The sequence below is a fragment of the Corynebacterium sp. KPL2680 genome (assembly GCF_040225675.1).
Classification (GTDB): domain Bacteria; phylum Actinomycetota; class Actinomycetes; order Mycobacteriales; family Mycobacteriaceae; genus Corynebacterium; species Corynebacterium rhinophilum.
In genome coordinates, this window is record NZ_JBEHFM010000004.1 from 15,146 (window position 1) to 37,526 (window position 22,381).

A 22,381-nucleotide genomic window follows, 5' to 3' on the forward strand; every position below is an offset into this window, starting at 1 on the left:
CGATGCTCTCGACACCAAACGAAAGAACTGCCTGGCGAAACTAGAGTCGTCAGGCAGTATTCAAAAGTGTCAGCGAGATTGGCGCCTTAGTCCGATACGATTGTAGGGATGTAGTGTCGGCCTATATCCCATACGAAGGGGGCCTTTTTACCTCGTTAGGGGAGCGAAGAAAATAACTCTCAACGATCAACGGACTATTTCAATGTCTTAGTCCAAATATTGCTCGATGAGAAGGCAACGAGCAACAATTGATTTTTCGAAGTTCTGTTTAAAAGAGCTGGAAAGAACTGTCGCAAACTTTCCAGTCTCCATCTTCCTTCTTCAACTCGATTTCGCTGGTATTGAAATAGTTTGCAAAATCTTCGTTATCTGAAGTTACATAAGCTTCATCATCTGACGAGGAATCAGACTCTTCTAGATCTTTGAGCGCATCGTCCTTCTTGTCCTTTAGCTCCTCGAGTTCCTCTTCACTTGGGACATCTGAGGGATTCAAGCTTTGGACTGTCGCAACAACTTCATCTGGGGATACTGGGTTTCGCTGCTCTTTGCAGAGATAATCTGTCTGGAATTCATTAGCTTGATCTACCCACTCGTGTGCCGATTCTTCGGCCTTTTTGCTGTCGCCAGATTGGTGTTGCTGAGCAGCTTCCAACAGGTTTGTGTGAACTTCCATTTGCTCGTCAGCGGCATTCTTAAGAGCCTTTTCTGGCCCTCCAGAGGAGCCGCAGCCAGTGATTGCTAGCGAAGTGGCCAGTAAGACGCTTCCTAAGGTAAGCGTTCTACGCATTTTCTTCTCCAATTCTTTAAAGTAAACGGTGTATCGAGCCATGGCTCTCCGGTCACGGCAGCACGGTGTATTTGAAATTTCAGCTGAAATTCAGTATCAGGACAGCCAATTTTCAGCCTAACAAATTGAGCCTGTAGGCACCTCTGCACTGTGGGATATTTGATGCGCCGTTTATGGTGACGAATGCAGTGGTGCAACCGAAGAATTGAGGCAGCGTGTAGTCATAGCAGTCGTCGCGTAAGTGCCACCAACGCGACTGGAGTGACCGTCGAGTTTGTTGCAAGCGCATACGGGGGTGACGGGGGCTGGTGCTGGTATTGACGCTGGATGGTTCGTTTTGATGGATGAAAAAGCTGCAGAATTTCCGGGCATAGTAGGCAGACCCACGCGGCACAGAGGGCGAATTTTCTACACAAGCCAAGGAAAGCAACTTTGTCGCCGGACCTACGGCATATAGGGGTTGTTCCGATGTTGCGCGTTGAAGGGGCGGGCATAGACGAGCAGCAACTGGTCTTGTATAGCGAGAAGGGGCCTGGAGCTCAGTTTGGGATCCACATATTCCAAGTAATGTTAGCCAGTTGCGGATTGCGGTTGTCAAATGCGAGTTTTTGGTACCGGTGTTCTGGGGACTCGGTACTGCCGTGTTCTGGGTAGTTGGTACCGGGGCGGCCCGAATGAGTCGGCCCGGCTTTTTGCTCTATTTGTCCGGTCCTATTGGGGATGTGGCTTTGCGCATGTCAAAGTCTCCTATGTGGATTCGGTGGCCGTTGTTGAGACGGCTTACGACTGAGGGCCTGACCCCCGGAAAATAGACACGTCGGGGTTAGGCCCCGCCCCAATGTATGTGCGATCTGCGTATAGCTAGCACCGTCAAGGCATATCGTAAGAATCTGTTTGAAGTTAGCCACAACAATGAGCTTCTTTCCAAGTAGAAGTTGATGCGACACCAACGAATCGTGGTGTCGCATCAACTATGAAAGAAAACCCTTGCAGTACCAGGTACGCGTAACCCTGGTACCAACTACGCGGACTCACGGTACCAACTACCCCAAATCGACAGCGGTTAAATATTTTTTGAATGGCTAGGGTCTGTTAAAGAATTAGTCTGTTGACACGGAAGGGGCCGAACCAAAAGACGTGTGAGGAACCTCACATATAACTTTTTTGGCACTCTTTGTTTGGGGTTCGAGGAGTGGATTGCCGGTTGCGGAGTGTGTGACTTTCGGCTATTTCTGCAGTGTATGGCCAGTAAAATTCAGTAATAGCTTTATTGGATGTTCGTTATGGCGTGTTTGTCTCGGCTTGGTCAAAATAAGATAACGAACGTGTAACGAAGCCGGATCCGGGATCGTGAATGGACATTGATTGTGATGATTTCGTAACCTATTTGAGACATTGAGTTACCGCCCGAAAAGGTGCTCAATAGGAAATGAAAATTTAAAGCGTCGCATCTGGCTCCTCCTACTGAGGGGCCGAGTGGAGGAAGGCCTAAAGGAACGGTCCTCCAATGAACACTAGGCCCTAGGGTCAGAGCTTTTCTACAAGGAAAAGTAGACGCGTAGGAAGATTTGGAGTTTTTCTCGTGGCAAAGCACCGTCGTCAGGGCACTGTAAATACCCGTCGTATCGCATCTACTGCAGCCATCGCTGCAACCGCAGCTGTCGCCGCCCCAGGCGTTGCTCAGGCTGCCGAGGTCGTTGTTCCTAATACCGACTACCGTTTCGAGGTTGCCGGTCTGGAAAACGTCCCGAACATTGACCAGGTCCCAAACATTGACAAGTATGTCCCGTCCTTGGGCCAGGTTTCCAACCAGGGTGGCGACAGCTTCATCGCTGCTGCAGAGCAGCAGGCTGCTCCGGCACCGTCCACCGTTGGTCAGAAGGCTCTGGAAGCTGCACGCTCCGTCCTCGGCTCGCCGTACGTTTACGGCGCTGCTGGCCCAAACGCTTTCGACTGCTCCGGCTTGACCAGCTGGGCCTACTCCCAGGCTGGCGTTCAGATTCCGCGTACCTCCCAGGCTCAGGCCGCTGGCGGTACCCCTGTTTCCCTGGACCAGCTCCAGCCTGGTGACATCATTTCCTACTACGGTGGCGCTTCCCACGTCGGTATCTACACCGGCAACGGCACCATCATTGACGCGCTTAACTCCGGCACCCCTGTGCAGGAGCGCGACTTGAACTACATGCCGATTAACAACGCTGTGCGCTTCTAATTCGCAGTGAAATGACATGCCCTTCCCTTTGCGAAAAAGGGAAGGGTTTTGTTGTGCAACGGCGGCTAAAACCCGCTATAGTAAAATCGATTTTTGAAAATTTTGAGTTGAAGGTCTTCTCGTGTCTAAACGTGTGCTCCCAGCTGCTGCATTAACCGCAGTCCTCGCTGTCACTTCTCTTACTGGCCTCCCGCAAGTTATCGCGCAGGAGGCGGAACCGAACCAAGAATCTACTTCTGAAAACGTCGATGATCTGGTGGATCGCGTCGGAGAGGTCGCTCGTAAGGTCTCGGCGAAGAATGAGGAAGTCAAAGAGCTAGAAGATAGGCTCGCGGCCAAGGAAGAAGAGGTCGCTCAAGCGGAGCAAGTCTCCGCAGAGGCCCAAAAACGCGTACATGACGCGCAGGGCGATGTCTCTACGCAGCAAGGCCGCGTGGACGATTTGGCACAGTCCCGCTACCGGGGAGACTCCCGTTCCGCCGTTTCGGGCGCTCTGGCTGCAGAAGACCCAACAGACGCCGTAGAACGCATGGGATATTTGGGTGCGCTTTCCCGCAAGGCACAACGCACCCTCGATGCAAAGGCAAATGCCGTCTCAATGGCTGAAGCGGTTCAGCAAGAAGCCGCTGACGCTGCGAAAAAGGTGCGCGAGGAAAAGAAGGACCTCGAAAAGCAGCGCGATGAGCTGGTGAAGCAAAAGGATGCGCTGGAAGAGCAGCAGGCGGACATCGAAGCTCAGGTGGATGCGCTGAGCGATGAACAGCGCGAAGCTTGGGAAGGACAATTCGGCGGCACGGATAAACTGGATTTCGACCTGGGAGAGATCGCTGATGGCGCTAGCTCTGCGGCTCTGTCCAAGCTGGGTTCGCCCTATGGCTGGGGTTCTGCCGGCCCGAACCAGTTCGACTGCTCTGGTCTGATGTACTGGGCATACCAGCAAATTGGGAAGACCATTCCGCGTACCTCGCAAGCACAAATTGCAGGTGGCACCTCCGTGCCGGTTGATCAGCTGCAGCCTGGCGATATCGTGGGCTACTACCCAGGAGTTACCCATGTCGGAATGTACATTGGCAACGGCCAGGTAGTACACGCCTCAACCTATGGCGTGCCGGTTCAGGTCGTGCCGCTCAACTCGATGCCTATTTCGGGGACTGCACGATTCTAAGTGGCCCGCATACTGCTGGTAACGAATGACTTTCCTCCCAAAGTCGGAGGAATCCAGTCCTACCTGCGGGACTACCTTGAAGCGCTTGACCCAGACGATGTCGTAGTATTCGCTTCAACCCAAGAGCCACCTGAGGACTATGACGCCTCGGTTGCCTACAAAGTCATTCGGTGGCCACATCGCGTGATGCTGCCCACCCTCGCAACCACGCGCCGCATGCAGGAGATCATCCGGCAGGAAGGCATTGACGTCGTGTGGTTTGGTGCGGCAGCACCGTTGGCGCTGATGGGCAAGGCTGCGCGGCAGGCAGGGGCACGCCGCGTGGTGGCAACGACGCATGGCCACGAGGTGGGCTGGTCTATGGTTCCACTGGCCCGGCAATGCCTGCGGTTGATTGGCAATAACGCCGACGTCATTACATATATCTCGGATTACACTCTGCGGCGCCTGCGCGGGCCTTTTGGCCCGCACCCAGAGTGGGCTCACCTGCCCTCTGGAGTCAGCCTAGATTTGCTTTCTCCCGCAACCCCTGCCCAGCGCGCGGCCGCGAAGGCGGAGTTCGGAGTGACCGGACCTACCATCGTCTGTATTTCCCGTTTAGTCCCGCGCAAGGGGCAAGACCAATTATTGCGGGCGATGCCGCAGGTCAGAGAAGAATTCCCGGATGCTCAGTTGATGCTGATTGGGCGCGGGCGTTATCACGATGCGTTGCGAGAATTGGCGGAGCTTTATTGCCCCGATGCGGTGATTCAGCCGGCTCCCAGCATCGAAACTGCACTTCATGCCGCGGATATTTTTGCCATGCCGGCGCGCACTCGCGGCGGAGGCTTGGACGTAGAAGGCTTGGGCATTGTTTACCTAGAGGCACAGGCCTGCGGGGTCCCGGTCGTCGCTGGTGATTCTGGGGGAGCGCCGGAGACTATTTCGGAGGAGACGGGGATCGTCGTCAAGGGCACATCTGTTGATGAGCTTGTGGCTGCCTTGAAGGCGCTCTTGCGCTCGCCGGAAATGCGTACTCGTATGGGGCAGGCGGGACGCAGGCACGTCGAAAAGCACTGGAGCTGGGAGATTATGGGGCAGCGGCTGAGAAAGCTTATGGCTTGATGTGACCCTGGCCCGGTTGTCGGTATATTCTGATATCCATGCTTGAAAACAACTCCGCCGATCTTACTATCGGCTTCGATGTCGGTGGCACCAATGTGCGCGGTGGAGTAATTACTCGAGACGGGGACATCCTCGCGAGTCGCACCATGCCAACCTCGGGCGACCCGCGCCAACTTGATGATGACCTGGTAGCAATCGTCGAGGAGCTGCGCGCAGACTATCCCGTGGGTGCGGTGGGCCTTGCTGTTGCGGGATTTTTGGATCCAGAGTGTGAGACCGTCCGCTTCGCCCCGCATCTTCCGTGGCGGAATGCGCCCGTCCGGAAAAACCTTGCGGAGCGCTTGGGGCTGCATGTCCGGTTGGAGCATGATGCCAACTCCGCCGCTTGGGGAGAATGGCGCTTTGGCGCGGGGCGCGGCGCGAAGGATTGGGTATTTTTTGCGGTCGGCACCGGCATTGGCGCTACCTTGATGACCCACGACACCATCTACCGCGGCGCGTTTGGAACTGCTCCGGAATTTGGTCATATCGTTGTGGTTCCCAATGGCAGGCAGTGCTCGTGTGGCAAACGGGGCTGCTTGGAGCGCTATGCCTCTGGCACGGCCCTGCCGGATACCGCGCGCGAACTGCGCCCAAACTATGATGAGACCTCCTTGCCGCCGTATCCCACCGGTGAGCAGGTTGCACGCGCGGCACGTGGGGGAGACCCACTTGGTGTTGCGGTAATGGAGAACTTTGGGCAGTGGTTGGGCCAAGGCCTATCCATCGTGGCTGATGTGCTTGATCCGGAGCTCATTGTCATTGGCGGCGGCGTGTCCCAAGATGCGGATATGTACTTAGAGGAAGCCACCGCTGCCATGGGCCGGGATATAGTCGGCGCTGGGCATCGCCCCCTTGCTCGCGTTGCAACCGCGGAATTGGGCTCGGCAGCAGGTATGATTGGCGTAGCTGACCTGGCCCGCCGCGGCCACTAGAATGAGCGAAGGACGAGCTGGAGATGAAAAACAAATGGTACTGGGCGTTTAAGCACATCTTTTTCGGGCCCGCCCTGCGTGTATGGAACCGCCCTTGGTCAGAAGGGATGGAAAAAATCCCTGCTGAGGGGCCCGCGATTTTGGTGTCCAACCACCAAGCGGTGATGGATTCCTTCTTCTTCCCCCTGCTGTGCCCGCGCCAAATTACTTTTTTGGCCAAGGCGGAGTATTTCACCACCCCCGGCCTCGTGGGCGGCATGCAGAAGTGGTTCTTTAGCTCCGTCGGGCAAGTTCCCATTGAGCGGGATCATGAATCAGCGGGGGAGGCCATGCTCGAGACCGCACGGAAGATTTTGGGGCGCGGTGATCTCTTTGGTATCTACCCAGAGGGAACGCGGTCTCCAGATGGGCGTGTATACAAGGGGCGTACCGGGATGGGGCGCATTGCCATGGAGACCAATCAGCCGGTCTACCCCGTCGTTATGATCAATTCTCGCAAGGCTAACCCAATCGGCTCGTGGATTGTCCGTCCCGCCAAGGTGGGGATGCGCGTGGGAGATCCCATTTACCCGCACGATTGGGCGCGCGAGCACGGCATGGATCCGCAGCAGCACGAGACCATTCGAGCGTTCACGGACATGGTCATGGGGACACTAGCCGAGCTCTCCGGCAATCCCTATGTGGATGTCTATGCGGCTGATGTAAAGGAATCATTAAAGGCCGGCCACGGATACCCCGCCGGTGCGGAGATTAAAGGGAGGTAATTACAATTCCTCAGGCCCGCTTAGCGTGGCCGGATACCGCAAAAGGAATTTCTATCATCGGCGTGGTGCTCCTACACATCACGCTGAAGGTGCCAGGAGCCGAACAAACGTGGCTAGCAACTCTCAATACCTTTCTCGACCCCCTGCGCCTTCCCCTGTTCTTTCTGGTCTCCGGCTACTTCTCTTATAAAGTCTTTCGTTACAGTTTCGCGGAGTTATTTACCCGCCGGCTCTGGTTTTTCCTCATCCCATATTTGGTGTGGATGTCCGTAGAGCATATGACCAAACAGCTGGAATACCAGTGGGTTTTCGGTGACTCCTCCATGGGTATGGCCGAGATGCTGCAAAATCTTTTCCTTGGCCATACGATGGCGTGGTTTATCCACGCGCTCATTTTGTTCAATTTATTTTTGTGGTGTGTGCGTGCTTTACCGGCGTGGGCAGGAATCGGCCTGAGCTTTACTCCCGTGCTTTTTATTGCGTGGCAGGAACAGTTTCAGTTTATTGGCAAGGCCATTATGTTCCTTCCCATCTTCGTAGGCGCCGCCTTTCTTCGCGAGCCAATCACGCGTTTTGCTGCTGCGGCAGAAGAGATATTCCGCGGCTCGTGGAGCATGCGCAGTGCTGGAGCGTATGCCTCAGCCATCGGCGCTTATTGTGCAGGCCTGGCCCTGCGCCACGTGTGGGATGGCAACGATGCTGATGTTGCTTTTAACTGGCCCCTGCTGGGCGCGGACTTTTTAGGTTGGGGAGATGTCAACTTATTAGTGCGCCTCGTGGAACAGGCACTGGAGGTGCCGGCGGGCATTATCGGCGCCGTGCTCATTAGCCACATTCCGTGGATTGCAGAAGGCGTGAAGTTCGTCGGACGGCACACGCTACCGATTTATTTGTCGCACCCTATTGGCTTGACGGTGGGCTACGGGTACTACATGGCGCATCACGATTATGTCGTGTCTTTGGCGGGGACGTGGCCGCTGGAAAACACGTGGTTTTGGATCGCTATGTGCTTTATCTTTACGGCTATTTCTTCGCTTGCACTGTGGGCGCTGGGGAAGGTCCCTATCCTTGGCTGGACACTGGTTCCGCCGCGGATCGGTAGGCGCCGCCCCGCCGTAGAGCCAATGGTAGCGAACAAGCAACCAACAACACGGTAATGATGACGTAGTCATTGCCAACGATGTGCTGCCACCACGTCCAGTCCAGTTCTTGGTCTTCGGTATGCGGAACTTTCCAGTGGCCGCGGGCAAATAGCGCCAGCCAAGTGAGTGCCGCTAGGATCCAGCGGCGGCTGGCAACCAAGTAGACGCCCGCTAATACCAGCCAGGTGAAGTGGTGTGACCACGATACGGGGGAGCACAGCAGCGACACAGACGCCGCCAGCAGCATGAGCACGACCTGATTGCCGTGGGAAAGGCGCTCCATGGCAAACCACACAATTGCAATGACGACGATAACGCCAATGAGCCACAGAGTTTCAGCGTTATCGGGGCTAAGGCGGGTAAACAAGCCGCGCAAGGACTGGTTGGCGCTATAGGCTAGGCCGCCGATGCGTTCGGAATCCCGCAAGGTGGAGGTCCAATACTCAATCGAGCTATGCGGATTGGCGGCGAAGGCTATGAGGCCAGCGGCTACGAAGGATCCCAGGGTGGTAAAGAAGGCCTTCCATTCGCGGCGGACGAAGAAGACGGCCAAAAAGACGGCGGGAGTGAGCTTGATAGCAATGGCGATGCCGGTCAGGATGCCACGGGCCTTTTTCACCCACAGCAAATCAATGACCACTAGTGCGGTCAGCAGGATATTGATCTGACCAAAACTAAAGGTCTGCGTAATCGGCTCGGCCAGCATGGCGGCAAAAAGCCCCCAAGCCGCCCATTCCTGGCAGTTGAGGGAGCGCAATACCAGCGCAATGCATACCCACAATGCGAGTACGGAGAGGACCGTGACTACCACGGCGGCAGCGGTGAGGGGGACCCACTGCAGCGGGGCGAAGAGCAGGGCCGCAAACGGTGGGTAGGTAAAAGGCAGGGAAAAGTTGCGGTCAGTGCCTACGAAATAGTCACGATCATAAAGATCGCTGCCGAAGCCGGCCCCGCCTTCGCGGTAAACATCGAGGTCAATGTGGTAAAAGGCACGAAGCTCGCCCGAGAATAACGCAGGAATATCGATAATCCACCACAGCGCCGCGAGCGCAGACAGGATTAGGGGGAGGGCGGTGGTCCACAGGGCTTTATTATCGGTTCTGCTCACCCGCAAAATTTTACAGTGGCGCGATCGTGGGGCCAATTTCCCGCGCCCATCGCCGCAGCGCTAGGCTTGGGAAACGTGCGTTACTTCTATGACACCGAATTTATCGAGGATGGCAAGACCATTGAATTGGTCTCCATCGGCATCGTCGGTGAAAACGGAAGTGAATATTATGCCGTATCCACGGATTTTGACCCGTCTAAGGCCAATTCTTGGGTCAAGGAAAACGTGTTGGCTAAGCTGCCCAGCCCCCAGGATTCTGCATGGAAGCCGGCCCGCACCATCCGCACGGAAATCCTGGAGTTTCTCACGCGCAGCTCTACGCCAATTGAATTGTGGGCTTGGGTCGGCGCGTATGACCACGTGGTCTTGGCGCAGCTGTGGGGCGATATGGCGAGCTTGCCCAAGCGCCTGCCGCGCTATACCCGCGAGTTGAAGCAGCTGTGGGAGTTCGCCGGCCGCCCCAGCTTGCCGGCCGTGCCTAAGGGCAATCACGATGCGCTTGTCGATGCCCGCCATAACCTCGCTAAATTCCGCGCCTGCACCGAGGTCTTGCCCTTGTCCAAGGGGAATAGAATCAATTTCTAGCAGTTAACTACCAATCGACAGGCAGTAAATGGTTAAATGGAAGAGTGAGTTGGACAGTAGATATTCCGCAAAGTGTTCTGCCTGATCTTCCACCATTGCCAGAGGGCATTGAGGAGGTCTTCCAGGACGTCATCAAGCGTGACGCAAAGCAACAGCCTAGTTGGGATCCCACCCAAGCCGATAACGTGCGCAAGATTCTCGAGTCGGTGCCGCCCATCGTGGTTGCCCCGGAGATTGAGAAGCTCAAGCGGCAGCTTGCCGATGTCGCACTAGGAAACGCTTTCCTCCTGCAAGGCGGCGATTGCGCCGAGACCTTTGAATCGAATACCGAACCGCATATTCGCGGCAACGTCAAAACCTTACTGCAGATGGCCGTCGTCTTGACCTATGGTGCTTCCGTTCCAGTGGTGAAGCTGGGTCGCATTGCTGGGCAGTATGCGAAGCCGCGTTCTTCGGATACGGACGCGAATGGCTTGTTGAATTACCGTGGGGACATTGTCAATGGCGTGGAACCCACCGATGAGGATCGCCGTCATGACCCGGCACGCATGATCCGCGCCTACGCTAACTCTTCCGCGGCCATGAACTTGGTACGCTCTTTGACCTCCTCCGGCACCGCTGACCTGTACCGCCTGCACGAATGGAACCGGGAGTTCGTCCGTAAATCGCGCGCCGGTGCCCGCTACCAGGATCTGGCCCGCGAGATTGAAAACGGCCTGAAATTCATGAATGCCTGCGGCGTGCAGGATTCCACCTTGCACTCGGCGGATATTTACTGTTCACACGAGGCGCTGTTGAAGGATTACGAGCGTTCCATGCTGCGCTTGGGCCAAGACGATAATGGTGATACCAAGCTTTATGACCTGTCCGCGCACCAAGTGTGGATTGGTGAGCGCACGCGTGGTCTGGATGACTTCCACGTCAACTTCGCCGCCATGATCGGCAACCCGGTGGGCATCAAGCTTGGTCCTGGCGCCACGCCTGAGCAGGCCGTGGAATATGCCGAAAAGTTGGATCCCAACCGCGAGCCCGGCCGCTTGACCATCATCTCCCGCATGGGGCACGATAAGGTCCGCAGCGTGTTGCCACCCATCATCAAGGCCGTCGAAGACTCCGGGCACACCGTGGTGTGGCAGTCCGACCCCATGCACGGCAATACCTTTACCTCGTCCAACGGGTACAAGACCCGCCACTTTGACAAGATCGTCGACGAGGTGCAGGGCTTCTTCGAGGTACACCGCGATTTGGGCACCCACCCGGGCGGCGTGCACCTCGAGTTCACCGGCGAAGATGTCACGGAATGTCTCGGCGGCGCCGAGGACATCACCGACCTAGATCTGCCGGGCCGCTATGAATCCGCCGTCGATCCGCGCCTGAACACGCAACAGTCTCTCGAGCTTTCCTTCCTCATCGCAGAGATGCTGCGGAACTAGCTCCCACTAGACCCAGAGGGAAGGAGTTCCTTCGTAATAGGAGGAACCAAACCACCACCCGCTGATAGCGACCGCACCGGTTGCCACCACCACTGCGAGGAGAAAGACCAGCAGTGACGCAGGATGGCGATTGGTTAGCGGCCGCTCAGCGGGTTCTTCTTCTGCCACCTGCGCGGGGGCTTGTACAGGAGAATGCGCTTCCCCCACGCCCGCAGCGGGTGCTGCTGGAGCAGGCGGCAGTGGCGGCTCCGGGGGGACCGGTGCCTTGGGCACATCGAGGCGCGTTTCAAAGTCCGGCTGCTGCGGATCCGGCTCGGGAGGAATAACCTCGGTGGGCCCGCCGTCCAAGTGCTCGGTGGCGCCCTGCGGGATGGTCCGCGTGGGCTCAAATACATCCGTGGCGCCGATGCCGGAATAGTCAGTGGGTGTTTGTGCGGTGCGCGCGGCAGCGGCGTTGCGGGGGACCGGGATGGTTACCGTGGGCAGATCCAATTCCCGGCAAATGTCCTCGAGGGCATCTAAAAACTCCCCGGCATCGGCAAAGCGCTCGCGGGGATCGCGGGCAGTGGCGGTGGCCACGAGGGCATCGACAAGCTTGGGCACGTCCTCACCACGCGTGGATGGGGCGGGAACATCCGCATATAGGCGCGCGGTGGCGTGCGCGATCGGGGTATCCCCGGAGAAGGGCACGGTTCCAGTCAAGAGTTCAAATAGCACAATACCGGCGGAATACACGTCGGTGGCGGGGGTTATATCCTCACCGGTGACCTGTTCCGGCGCCAAATATGAAACGGTGCCGACGATCATATTCGAGGTCGCTTGCGCATTCCTCGCACGCACCAGGCCGAAATCGCCCAATTTCACCCGGTGATGCGAGGTAATGAGCACGTTGTCGGGTTTAATATCGCGGTGGATAAGCCCTGTAGAGTGTACCTCGGTCAGGCCTTGGAGCACGCTGCGCAGGGTCGATAATGCGGCAGGGACGGTCAGCGGGCCGCCTTCGGCAAGCAGCTCGCGCAGGGTGCCGCCATCGATAAGCTCCATGATGAGGTAAATGGGCTCGCCATCGGCGGAAAAATCATGAATGGCCACGAGGTTGGGGTGTTGCAACCGCGCCATCGCGCGGGCCTCGCGGGAAAAGCGCTTGATAAAAACCGGGTCATCGTCATAGCGCTCATCCATGATCTTTGCGGCCACTTGGCGGCCCAAGCGCATATCCACGCAGCGATAGACGGTAGACATACCGCCGCGGGCGATGGGGCGATCGATGCGGTAACGGTCTTCCAACACGTCACCAATTTCCAACCTAGTCATACTCCCAGTATGGCCGATCCACTAGGGCGCGTTAAAGTAGGTGGCGTGACTAATGCAGAAAATTCCCTGAATTCCTTATTGGCCGGCGAAGAGCTGCTCAGCATGCAGCAGGTGGCAGACAAGCTAGGTCTTCCCATCACGCGCGCCTATGACCTGCTCCAGGACCGCAAATTCATTGTCTGGGACTCGCCCGAAGGCAAGCGTGTGCCGCTGGCATTCTTCAATGACAAGGGGAGCATCGCCAAGCATGTCACCGGCGTTATTACCGTGCTTACCGATGGCGGCTATGACGACGAGGAAATCCTGCGCCACCTATTTACCGCAGATGACTCCCTGCCTGGCCGGCCCATTGACGCCTTGCACGGGCACCTGGCGCGCGAGGTTATTCGGCGGGCTCAGGCGTCTGCTTTTTAGCCCTGCGTGTGGGCAGTTGAGGGCCTTTGTGCCCAATGCCATCGAACATCCACTGCGTTGCGGACCAGGACACAACGATGAGGCCGATGACCCAGAACCAGTTATAGAGCTGGTGGTTGCCGTCGCCGGAAAAGCTCAAGCTGATAAATAACGCTACGCCAGAGGTAAACTTCAGCAGCCACAGCGGCGGGCGGAAGGTGCCCATGAGCGTAAAGATGGAGGCGTAGTACCACGGCAGGGTCACCGAGTTGAATACGAAGGCAACTTGGTAGGCCGCCGCGGTGCCCATAATGGCATCGCGGACAGTATGTCGGCTTAGCCACCACACGATGACTAAGCCGATGAGCATGCATACCATCGCGATCGTGCGCAGAACGCCCAAGATGGCGTTATAGGAGGCGTCCGGATCAAAAATGTGGACCGCGGGAACGATGATGTCTGCGGCCAATGTCGGCCCCGCCAAGGGGTTAATCACCTTGGAGTTGCCGCTGACCTGGGAAAGCCACCCCCATGAGGTGCCGGAGCCCCAAGTAATAAGCGCTACCGTGGCGATGATTTCCACGGCCGCGATGACGCTTGAGCAGAAGAAGGCTACTGCCGTGCGCACCACGGTAGAACCCTGAGGCGCGTAGCGGTGCACCATGAGCCAGACGATGAAGGGGGCGGCGAAGATCGCGGTAGCCTTCATTGCCACCGCCGTACCGACTAACAGCAACGCGGCGTGGAAGCGCTGGTGCAGCGCGGCCAATAGCCCCAAGGACACGAGGCCAACCATGAGGGATTCATTGTGCATGCCACCGATAAGGTGCAAGATGATGACCGGGTTGGCAACGCCAATCCACAGCGCGACCGCCGGATCCGCGCCGAGCTTTCGGGCAATGCGCGGCACCGTCCACGCAATGAGGACAAAGCCTGATAGTGAAAGCAGCTTATAGATGATGATCCCGGCAGTGACGTTATCGCCCACGACGGTGGTGACGATCTTGCCAATCCACAGGTGCAGTGGCCCGTACGGGGTGGTGGTATTGCGCCAATCTTGCGAGACCTCCAGCAGGAAGGGCCCAGGGTTGATGGCGGCGCCCTCGGTATATGGGTCGAACCCGTCGCGCACCATGGCGCCCTGCATGAGGTAGGAATACACGTCCCTGGAAGCCATGGGGCCGGCGAAAAGCAGCGGGGTGACCCATGCGATAAGAATGCGTTGTAACTCGCGCACCCCTCCCTCCGGGCGCGGGTGCTTAAGCTGCCGGCGAATAATCATGCGCCCGGCAAGCACCCAGGCGGCGGCGAGGAGGAAAATGCCCACCCAATACAGCACCAACCCGAGGTTGCGCCCGTGACCATACGATAAGAAGCCGATATTGAGCGCTTCGAGCACGCCGCCGCGATTGCGGGTCGAGCCGCCAGAAAAAGACGAAAAAAGAAGTATGCACGAGGCCACGAGGCCCAGCGGGAGCGCGCGGGGGACTGGCAAGGAGTAGGTTTTGGCCACAGTGATACCTACTTTTGTCGCGTCGTCGCCTGAATGGCTAGGTGCTCTAGTGTTTCCGTAATCTGCGGATCCACATGTGCCGCACGCAGATGAGCCAACCCGGATTCCGTCAACGCGGTAATGCGGCGCTCAATCTCATCGGGGGCGCCGGAATCCGCAATGATTTGGGATAGGCGCAGCAAGTCCTGCGGATCGGAGGTGCGGCCGATGAATTTCCGCAGGGTAGCGGCGGCGCTGGGATCGCGTTCATCGGCGCGCTGTAGCGCTAGGGCGAGAAGCTCCGTGCGCTTGCCTTCCCGTAGATCGTCCCCAGCGGGCTTGCCGGTGATCGCAGGATCCCCAAAAACTCCCAATTGGTCATCGCGCAGCTGATAAGCAATGCCGATATCGTGCCCATAGCCGCGGAAAGCCGAGATTAACTCTTCGCTCGCACCCGCGATGGCAGCGCCCAAATGCAGGGGCCGCTCGATGGTATAGGCGGCGGTTTTATAGCGATTGACGGAATTGCTCAGCGCCACGGATTCGGAACCGGCTGCCTCGAGGGAAATATCGAGCAATTGGCCGCCCAAAACCTCGGTGCGCATTCCACGCCAAGGCCCGCGTGCACGTTGCAACGCCTCCGAGCTGAGCCCAGAATCCTGAAACATATCCTCGGCATAGACCAGCGCAAAATCACCCACCAAGATGGCGACCGACGTACCAAAGAATTCCGGATCCCCTAAGAAATCAGATTCCCGGTGGAGGCGCTCTGCTTCCCGATGCACCGTTGGTTTCCCGCGCCGGGTATTCGACGCGTCAATGATGTCATCGTGGATAAGTGCGCAGGCCTGGATAAACTCCAGCGAGGACGCCGCGCGCAGCATGGCCTCAGGGGATTCCGAGCCGCGGCCTGCGGCGAGGTAACCCGCCCACGCATACATGGGGCGCATTCTTTTTCCGCCATCGAGGACGAATGATTCCAAGAAGCTCATGGCGGTACTGACCGGGGCGCCGATCTCTGCCACGTGATCCCGGCGCTGATCCAAGAAGATGGCCAGTTTTTCGCGCACCGCGCCGGGGATATCCGCAAGCTCAGGAATATTCGTCATAGTCACACCTCCACACGATACCGCCTAGGGCCAAGAAGAAATAACGCAGGTTTATAGCGGCAGGCTCACTCCCAAAATGGCGAAGGGCCGGGGATCCGCGGGGTAGCGATGGTGACGCACGACATCAAAGAAGCCCACAGACCGGTAGAGGCGAAACGCCCCGTTGGCTTCCTGTGGCGCCTCCGGTGTTGATAATAAAGCGTATTGGGCAGGGATATTCCACAGCAGCCCTTTAAGTAGCTGCCTGCCTAAACCGTGTCCTTGAAAGGCCGGTAGCACGTGTACTTCGGCTACTTCAAAGTAATTGCGCAGCATGCGCCATTCGGACTCCGTTGGGCCGCCATTTCGGCGCAGGGCTCGGCGCAGCTCGGAATCCCACCAGCTATCCGGTGATCCCAAAAATCCATATGCCACGCCCACGACGCCGTTGTCATGCGTGGCGATAAGCGCTGTAAACCCTGGGCGCATGGAATCCGCCCGCCAATGGTCAACACTGCGCGAAAACGTGACCGGGTCATATCCCATGGCCTCGATGTATATCTCCACGAGCTGAGGAGACAACATTGAGAATTCTTGCGGGGTTAAGCGGCGGATTTCGAAACTCACGGTATCTATCTCACCAGATACGTGCGGCTACCGGCGGACGAGGGTGGGGTGGGGTTATTCCATCGAACATTAAAAACTATCGAACAATGTTCGATACGCAGAGAGGTATGGCTGGTAAAACTCTTGAATGATTCGAACAAGTGACCTAGAATAGAAACTAGATGTCCAGTCGGCTGCTTAAAGTCAACGGCAGTCGAACACGGTTAGTTATTGGTGCACTACAGGAGAAAAACAATGGCACAGATTATTTCGGCAACGCAGTCCCGCACTACCGGTCGCTTCACTGGCAAGCAGGGTGCGAAGCGGGCACACTTTTTATTTCAAGCCCGCGAGCTTTTAGATCAGGCGAGAAACTACGCGGCGGAGGGTCGCTTTGATCAGGCGTTAGAGGTGGCCTATCAGTCTGCATTGCGTACGGCTGGCGCGCGGGTAGCGGTATCGGTGGTCTCTCGTCGCCGGCGCCTGCCAACGAGCGCGTGGGATCGCTTGGCTCTAATCGGGGCCGAAGAAAAGCAGTGGGCGGAGGCTTTCAAGTCCTATTCTCGCACTCGCGCCCGGGTTGCATCTGGCCTGGATGCAACTCCGGATGAGGAGTATGTCTACGGATTAATGCAGCAGGCAGCGCAGTTTTTAGATGAGAGTGAAGCCGAGACGATTCTGGGCTCTTTTGCGGCATAACCGCGGCATAATCACTGCTGAGAGGAATAACTACCTTTTGGGGAACATACTGGTTACTCTGGACGTTAGTATTGGTAGAAGATATATCGGCCGAAGCCCAGTCCCTAGTTGGAGGAAAAGTGTCTCTTTCTGAACAGGAGCAACGCACGCTCCGTGAAATAGAGGAATCGTTATTGGCGGGCGATCCTAAATTTGGCGCTTCTGTGTCTGAATCTACCTCGATCGGCGGTTCCGGCGGCGCTTTTACCCTGCGTGGGGTTGCGCTCATCGTGGTTGGTCTGTGCATGCTCGTCGGCGGCGTGGCCTTGGCGCAGCAAAACTTGTGGTTTATTGCGCTGTCCATCGCCGGATTCCTTGTCATGTTTGCCTCTGGTGTGTGGATGCTTCGTGGCGACCAGCCCGCTAGCACAGGAAAGAAAAAGTCCACTAATGGGCGGGCAAAGAAGGCAGCGTCATCCCGTAGTAATGGAGTAGGCAGCAAGCTGGAAGAAAACTTCCGTCGGCGCTTTGAGGAGAGCTAACCGCGAACTTTTCATTTCCCCAGTCACCATAAAGGGTGGCTGGGGATTTTTTATGGCTCACCAAAATTTCCCACTTTGCCCCACCTTCTTGCCAAAACTGCGGTGCGGTGGGGGATTGTGGGTGCTGGAGGGGGAAATACCTGGGCTCTATGCAGGCAATGCGCTGTAAGTGGCGTATGGGGTGAAGTAACTTTGATGTTGTAGGTGGGATTAAAGGGGTGGATCTCCGGGGTTGTCAAGGTGGGGCGCGGGAAATCTGACCACTGTAAAAACACCCTTTTAACTGCACATACGTTTTGAGTTATTAAGAATATAGCGATTTAAGTGGGGCATGTGGGGGAAAGTGGGGTAGAGTGGGGCGCAGCGGAGGAATGGGGTTGAAAAACTCTCTTCTGACGTGAGGGAATCCGGAGTTGTCGAGTGAGGAAGGTGGACGCCGGGATGTTTCTCGGAACCTACACTCCGAAACTTGATGACAAAGGGCGCTTAACGCTTCCTGCAAAATTTCGTGATGAACTCGCAGGTGGCCTGATGGTCACTAAGGGGCAAGACCATTCTTTGGCCGTGTACCCGCGCGAAGAGTTCGCCGAACGCGCACGGAAGGCTGCGGCGGTTTCTCGAACCAATCCGGAAGCACGCGCTTTCATTCGTAACTTGGCGGCAAGTGCGGACGAACAGCGGCCCGACGGGCATGGTCGCATCACCTTGTCCGCAGGCCACCGTGAGTACGCGGGCTTGTCCAAAGAGTGCGTGGTGGTTGGCTCGGTAGATTTCCTTGAAATTTGGGATGCAGCTGCGTGGGCTGAGTATCAATCGCAAACTGAAGATGCTTATTCGGCAGCAGATGCCGATGACGTACTTGCGGGCTTGCTGTAGAAGCCCGCATCTCGAGTGCGTGTAAGGACTCTGTCCGAGGCGGATGATTCTGGTGTACTTCCCCGATATCAGAAACTTGCCTCGGACAGGGCCCTATATGCACTCGTCGTGCTTTCCACGATAGGAAGTCCTGCACAGCGGAAATAAGAAAGGGGGACGCGGGGAGACATGGCTACAACTGACCTTAATTACGATGTGGCGGATAACCACGGCCATGTGCCGGTCATGCGCGAGCGCATGGCAGAGCTCCTGCGCCCCGGGGTAGAGGATGCGGGCTCGCAGGCTGTGCTTGTCGATGCCACCTTGGGCGCCGGCGGCCACAGCGAGTACTTCCTCCAGACCTTTCCGCAGGCGCGCGTTATCGGTGTGGATCGCGATGAGCAGGCATTGCGCAATGCTTCGGCCAGGCTAGAGCCCTTCGGCCCGCGTTTTTGCGCGGTTAATGCTCGCTTCGATGAGCTCGGCACCGCCATTGCCCAGGGCGAGGGCGATATCTTTGAAGCTGCCCGCGCCCACGGTATTGCGGGAGCCCTCTTTGATTTGGGTGTTTCTTCCATGCAGCTGGATCAGGCAGAGCGCGGCTTTGCCTATAAGACGGATGCGCCGCTGGATATGCGGATGGACCCGAGCCATGGACTTACCGCCGCTGACGTACTCAATACGTATTCGCACGGGGACTTGGCGCGGATTCTTAAGACCTATGGTGACGAGCGCTTCGCGGGCAAGATTGCCTCCGCCGTGCTCAAGGAGCGCGAGAAGGAACCTTTTAGCACCTCGGGCCGGCTGGTTGAGCTTCTTTACTCGACCATTCCGGCGGCAACGCGCCGCACGGGTGGGCATCCCGCAAAGCGCACATTCCAAGCGCTGCGGGTAGAGGTAAATCGCGAGTTGGAGGCCGTTGAAAATGTGCTTCCCGTTATTACAAATGCGCTTTCCATTGGGGCGCGCGCGGTCTTTATGAGTTACCAGTCCTTAGAAGACCGCCTCGTAAAAGCGGCATTCAAGGACCTTTCTACGTCCACTACGCCTGCCGGCTTGCCGATGGACCTGCCGGGTACCGCACCGGAATTCGCCACGGTTACCCGTGGGGCCGAAAAGGCATCTCAGGCGGAAGTAGAAGAAAATTCCCGCGCCGCGTCGGTGCGCGTGCGCGCCCTAGAACGGCTTGAAGGCACGCCAGAATTTTTACCCCCGGGAGGCAAGAAATGAGCACCATCCCACGCCGAAACCAGCACTTAACGGATAGCCGCGACAGAGAGGCCACTCGCAGCATGGGCGCCAGCCGAGACTTCACCACCGGAATCGATACGGGAGCGCCTACCGCAGTGCGCGAGCGCACCTCCACCAGGACCACTGGCAAAACGGCGCGCCGCACGGCCCCTAGCCGTACCCGGGTGCCGCACCGCGGGCCGAACCGGCTTGGTTCGAAGCAGGTCGTCAGCTTCCGCGGCCGGCGGCTGCAACAGCAGACGAAGCAGAATAACGCTTTTGTCCGAGTTGCCGTCTTGGCCGTTACCTTGCTCATTGGCGGGGTAGTGCTGGCCATGTGGCTCTCTGGTTTGTCCACCTCGCAGACGTTCAAGATTCAGCAGCTGACGGTGCAGGAATCGCAGTTGGATAATCAGATTGAATCGCTGAATCGGGACGCCGAAAACTTGAGCTCCTCGGCTGATATTGCCCGCCGCGCGGATGAATTGGGCATGGCAGTGCCCAAGCAACCCGGCGTGACTGAGGTAGGCGGGGATGGAGAGATCGTCGCCAAGCGCGAAGGCACCCCGGATACGGAAAAGCTTATCGATGTCAACGGTGAACCCATCCGCCCGGGCCAAGCCTCGAGCGATCCAAAGGATACGGAGGGGATGTCTGATTCTCTCAACGCCGTGCCGCGCGGACAGCAGCAACATGCCCGCGGCAACGATGCGGACGAGAACCGGGATGAGCACCGCGGCAGCGATGACGACGATAACCGCGATAACGCCAGCGATAGTCGCCCCAACCTTCCCGCCCGCGCGCCGTACACCAGCCAGGCCGATTAAACGGACAGAATAAGTGGTGAAATTCTCTGTGCTCGCGCGTGGTAGCGCGGGCATTGCCCATCTTGTAGGGCACAATCGATACACGCAAGAACCTGTGGCGGCGAAGGGAAGGTGACTGAACACCGTGACTGCACCGAATAATGGTGGCAACCGTGGATACCGTCCGCGGCCGCGCCGCGCTGCTAGCTCTGTTGTGCCCCAAAAAGCGATCATGCGCCAGCGCCTGCGCATCATTTTGACCTGTGTCGTCGTCGCCACCGTCGCTTTGGGCGGCCGCCTTGCTTGGGTGCAATTGGTCTGGGGTCCAGACCTTGCGGCGAAGGCTGTTACCCAGCGCGAACGCGTCTACATCGACCCCGCCCGCAGGGGAGAGATCTTGGACCGAGATGGTCAGCGTTTGGCCTATACGATGAAGTCTCGTTCCTTGACTGTCTCTCCCACGCGCCTGCGCGATGAACTGAAAGAGCAGGCGAAAATGGAAGCCACGTCCGAGGGGAAACTCGAGGGCATGGATGACAACAAAAAAGAGGAGTACCTCACCAAACAAATGGAGGACAAACTCAAGGAGATGTCTGAGGGCATTCCGAAGATGATTGAGGATTCTGGTGCCTCTGCCTCCAAGGTGGATGCGGACGATATTAAAAACAAGCTCAAAGCCGATACGCAGTACGAGGTCTTGGTCCGCAATGTGGACCCGGATGTTGCCGTAGAGATTTCCAATAAGTACCACGGTGTGGCAGCTGACCGGCAGGATATCCGCCAGTACCCGAATGGGGCGATTGCAGAAAACGTCGTGGGCAAGGTCTCGATGGATGGCCACGGCCAATTTGGCTTTGAGGCAGCCCGTGATACCGAGCTGACCGGCATTGATGGGCAGTCAACGGAGGATGTCTCCACCGATGGGCAGGTTATCCCCGGCACCCTGCGCGATGTCGTGGATGCCGTTGACGGCCGCGACGTCACCCTCACCCTCGATTTGGATCTGCAGACTTACGTCCAGCAAAAGCTGGAAAAGGCTAAGGCCAATTCGCAGGCGGAGGGTGCCGAGGCTGTAGTGCTTGATGCCGCGACGGGCCAGGTGCTCGCCATGGCTAATACCGATACGGTGGACCCGAATAAGAATATCGAAGACCAGCTCAAAGAGGGCAAGGACTTTGAGAACCGCAGCATCTCCCACCCCTATGAGCCGGGATCCGTTGCCAAGATAGTGACGGCGGCAGCCGCATTGCAGGAGGGTATCACTACTCCGGACGAGGTGCACCAGGTTCCGGGCTCCATCGACATGGCTGGCGTGACCGTCAACGATGCCTGGACTCACGGCACCGAGCCGTATACCACCACCGGCATCTTTGGTAAGTCCTCCAACGTGGGCACCTTGATGATCGCGGATAAGCTCGGGCCTGAGAAATATGCGGAGTACCTGAAGAAGTTTGGTTTGGGCGCTAACACGGGCATTGAGCTGCCGAATGAATCCGCCGGCACGGTGCCAGACCAAGAGCAGTGGTCAGGCGGCACCTTTGCCAACTTGCCCATCGGCCAAGGTCAGGCGTGGACGACGCTGCAGATGGCTAGCGTGTACCAAGCGTTGGCCAATGGCGGCGAGCGCATCGAACCGCGCATCATCGACGAGATCAAAGACCCCGATGGCGAAACGGAAAAGCTGCCCGAGCCAAAGAAGACCCAGGTAGTAGACAAGGAAACCGCCAAAACTACGGTGGATATGTTCCGCGCCGTCTTCCAAGATGACGATGCCGGGGTGCAAAACGGTACGGCCGCTAATGCCCAATTGGATGGCTACCAGCTCTCCGGCAAGACCGGTACCGCGCAGAAGGTGGACCCGAATTCCGGGGCGTATTCTAATTCCGCGTACTGGATTACCTTCGCGGGCATTGCGCCTGCCGATGACCCACGTTTCGTCGTCGCAGTCATGCTCGATGAGCCTAAGTCCGGCGTGGAAGACAATGGTGGTGGCGGCCAGTCCGCGGCCCCCATCTTCCGGGATATTTCTTCCTGGCTGCTCAATCGCGACAATATTCCGACCTCGACACCAGCGCCGCGGATGACCCTGCGGGAACAATAGGA

At 57.5% G+C, this 22,381-nt stretch carries 21 protein-coding genes; 15 read left to right on the plus strand and 6 right to left on the minus strand.

The genetic code is table 11. The annotated features are described in order from the left end of the window. Nucleotides 1-268: 268 nt before the first annotated feature. Nucleotides 269-829 carry a hypothetical protein gene (locus ABRP66_RS03040; RefSeq protein ID WP_284782420.1) on the minus strand — a complete coding sequence of 187 codons (561 nt, stop codon included), beginning with the start codon at nt 827-829 and terminating at the stop codon, nt 269-271. A 1,540-nt stretch (nt 830-2,369) separates the two neighbouring features. Here ABRP66_RS03040 and ABRP66_RS03045 point away from each other — a divergent pair. The 6 genes from ABRP66_RS03045 to ABRP66_RS03070 all read left to right on the plus strand — a co-directional run bounded on the left by ABRP66_RS03045 (nt 2,370) and on the right by ABRP66_RS03070 (nt 8,163). Further along, nucleotides 2,370-2,999 carry a C40 family peptidase gene (locus tag ABRP66_RS03045; protein WP_349838320.1) on the plus strand — a complete coding sequence of 210 codons (630 nt, stop codon included), beginning with the start codon at nt 2,370-2,372 and terminating at the stop codon, nt 2,997-2,999. A gap of 121 nt (nt 3,000-3,120) precedes the next feature. After that, nucleotides 3,121-4,164, plus strand: coding sequence for a C40 family peptidase (locus ABRP66_RS03050; RefSeq protein ID WP_284784549.1), 1,044 nt, complete (start codon nt 3,121-3,123; stop codon nt 4,162-4,164). Beyond that, nucleotides 4,165-5,268 (plus strand): glycosyltransferase family 4 protein, encoded by a 1,104-nt coding sequence (locus tag ABRP66_RS03055; protein WP_284769497.1) that lies wholly within the window; start codon nt 4,165-4,167, stop codon nt 5,266-5,268. A 38-nt stretch (nt 5,269-5,306) separates the two neighbouring features. After that, nucleotides 5,307-6,242 (plus strand): ROK family protein, encoded by a 936-nt coding sequence (locus ABRP66_RS03060; protein WP_284769498.1) that lies wholly within the window; start codon nt 5,307-5,309, stop codon nt 6,240-6,242. A 23-nt stretch (nt 6,243-6,265) separates the two neighbouring features. Further along, a complete protein-coding gene (locus tag ABRP66_RS03065; protein ID WP_284769499.1) occupies nt 6,266-7,006 on the plus strand; it encodes a lysophospholipid acyltransferase family protein in 741 nt (246 codons plus the stop codon). A gap of 62 nt (nt 7,007-7,068) precedes the next feature. After that, nucleotides 7,069-8,163 (plus strand): acyltransferase family protein, encoded by a 1,095-nt coding sequence (locus ABRP66_RS03070; RefSeq protein WP_284769500.1) that lies wholly within the window; start codon nt 7,069-7,071, stop codon nt 8,161-8,163. Here ABRP66_RS03070 and ABRP66_RS03075 read toward each other — a convergent pair. Next, entirely contained in the window at nt 8,069-9,256 is a 1,188-nt protein-coding gene (locus ABRP66_RS03075) for a glycosyltransferase 87 family protein (RefSeq protein WP_284769501.1), read from the minus strand. The two genes, ABRP66_RS03070 and ABRP66_RS03075, sit on opposite strands and share 95 nt — an antisense overlap. A 75-nt stretch (nt 9,257-9,331) precedes the next feature. Between ABRP66_RS03075 and ABRP66_RS03080 the strand changes: the two genes are divergently transcribed. Both ABRP66_RS03080 and ABRP66_RS03085 read left to right on the plus strand, forming a co-directional pair. Beyond that, nucleotides 9,332-9,841 carry a polyadenylate-specific 3'-exoribonuclease AS gene (locus tag ABRP66_RS03080; protein ID WP_284784644.1) on the plus strand — a complete coding sequence of 170 codons (510 nt, stop codon included), beginning with the start codon at nt 9,332-9,334 and terminating at the stop codon, nt 9,839-9,841. A 44-nt stretch (nt 9,842-9,885) separates the two neighbouring features. Then, nucleotides 9,886-11,274 (plus strand): class II 3-deoxy-7-phosphoheptulonate synthase, encoded by a 1,389-nt coding sequence (locus ABRP66_RS03085; RefSeq protein WP_284769502.1) that lies wholly within the window; start codon nt 9,886-9,888, stop codon nt 11,272-11,274. Nucleotides 11,275-11,280: 6 nt separating this feature from the next. On the opposite strand, the gene ABRP66_RS03090 is transcribed toward ABRP66_RS03085, so the two are convergent. Continuing rightward, entirely contained in the window at nt 11,281-12,588 is a 1,308-nt protein-coding gene (locus ABRP66_RS03090) for a serine/threonine-protein kinase (RefSeq protein ID WP_284769503.1), read from the minus strand. 9 nt (nt 12,589-12,597) lie between these two features. Between ABRP66_RS03090 and ABRP66_RS03095 the strand changes: the two genes are divergently transcribed. Continuing rightward, nucleotides 12,598-13,002, plus strand: a complete 405-nt coding sequence (locus tag ABRP66_RS03095; RefSeq protein WP_005278391.1) for an Rv2175c family DNA-binding protein — start codon at nt 12,598-12,600, stop codon at nt 13,000-13,002. On the opposite strand, the gene ABRP66_RS03100 is transcribed toward ABRP66_RS03095, so the two are convergent. Genes ABRP66_RS03100 through ABRP66_RS03110 form a run of 3 tightly spaced genes read right to left on the minus strand, consistent with a single transcriptional unit; the run spans nt 12,971 to nt 16,188 of the window. Next, entirely contained in the window at nt 12,971-14,494 is a 1,524-nt protein-coding gene (locus tag ABRP66_RS03100; protein ID WP_284783557.1) for an alpha-(1->6)-mannopyranosyltransferase A, read from the minus strand. The two genes, ABRP66_RS03095 and ABRP66_RS03100, sit on opposite strands and share 32 nt — an antisense overlap. 8 nt (nt 14,495-14,502) lie before the next feature. Then, a complete protein-coding gene (locus ABRP66_RS03105; RefSeq protein WP_284769505.1) occupies nt 14,503-15,582 on the minus strand; it encodes a polyprenyl synthetase family protein in 1,080 nt (359 codons plus the stop codon). Nucleotides 15,583-15,633: 51 nt separating this feature from the next. Then, the gene (locus ABRP66_RS03110; RefSeq protein WP_284769506.1) at nt 15,634-16,188 is read right to left on the minus strand and encodes a GNAT family N-acetyltransferase; all 555 of its coding nucleotides are present in this window, start codon (nt 16,186-16,188) and stop codon (nt 15,634-15,636) included. A 234-nt stretch (nt 16,189-16,422) separates the two neighbouring features. Here ABRP66_RS03110 and ABRP66_RS03115 point away from each other — a divergent pair, with 234 nt between their 5' ends. The 6 genes from ABRP66_RS03115 (at nt 16,423) to ABRP66_RS03140 (ending at nt 22,379) form a co-directional block, all read left to right on the plus strand. Further along, nucleotides 16,423-16,866, plus strand: a complete 444-nt coding sequence (locus ABRP66_RS03115; protein ID WP_284849977.1) for an SAV_6107 family HEPN domain-containing protein — start codon at nt 16,423-16,425, stop codon at nt 16,864-16,866. A 119-nt stretch (nt 16,867-16,985) separates the two neighbouring features. After that, nucleotides 16,986-17,387, plus strand: coding sequence for a DUF3040 domain-containing protein (locus ABRP66_RS03120; RefSeq protein WP_284849978.1), 402 nt, complete (start codon nt 16,986-16,988; stop codon nt 17,385-17,387). Nucleotides 17,388-17,828: 441 nt separating this feature from the next. Further along, nucleotides 17,829-18,263 carry a division/cell wall cluster transcriptional repressor MraZ gene (gene mraZ, locus ABRP66_RS03125; protein WP_034654127.1) on the plus strand — a complete coding sequence of 145 codons (435 nt, stop codon included), beginning with the start codon at nt 17,829-17,831 and terminating at the stop codon, nt 18,261-18,263. A 168-nt stretch (nt 18,264-18,431) separates the two neighbouring features. Next, a complete protein-coding gene (gene rsmH, locus ABRP66_RS03130; RefSeq protein WP_284849979.1) occupies nt 18,432-19,472 on the plus strand; it encodes a 16S rRNA (cytosine(1402)-N(4))-methyltransferase RsmH in 1,041 nt (346 codons plus the stop codon). Beyond that, on the plus strand, nt 19,469-20,299 hold the full coding sequence (gene ftsL, locus ABRP66_RS03135) for a cell division protein FtsL (RefSeq protein WP_284864418.1): 831 nt from the start codon (nt 19,469-19,471) through the stop codon (nt 20,297-20,299). Before rsmH ends, ftsL begins: the two co-directional genes overlap by 4 nt. A gap of 211 nt (nt 20,300-20,510) precedes the next feature. Next, nucleotides 20,511-22,379 carry a peptidoglycan D,D-transpeptidase FtsI family protein gene (locus ABRP66_RS03140; protein ID WP_284769795.1) on the plus strand — a complete coding sequence of 623 codons (1,869 nt, stop codon included), beginning with the start codon at nt 20,511-20,513 and terminating at the stop codon, nt 22,377-22,379. The last annotated feature ends 2 nt before the right edge of the window (nt 22,380-22,381 follow it).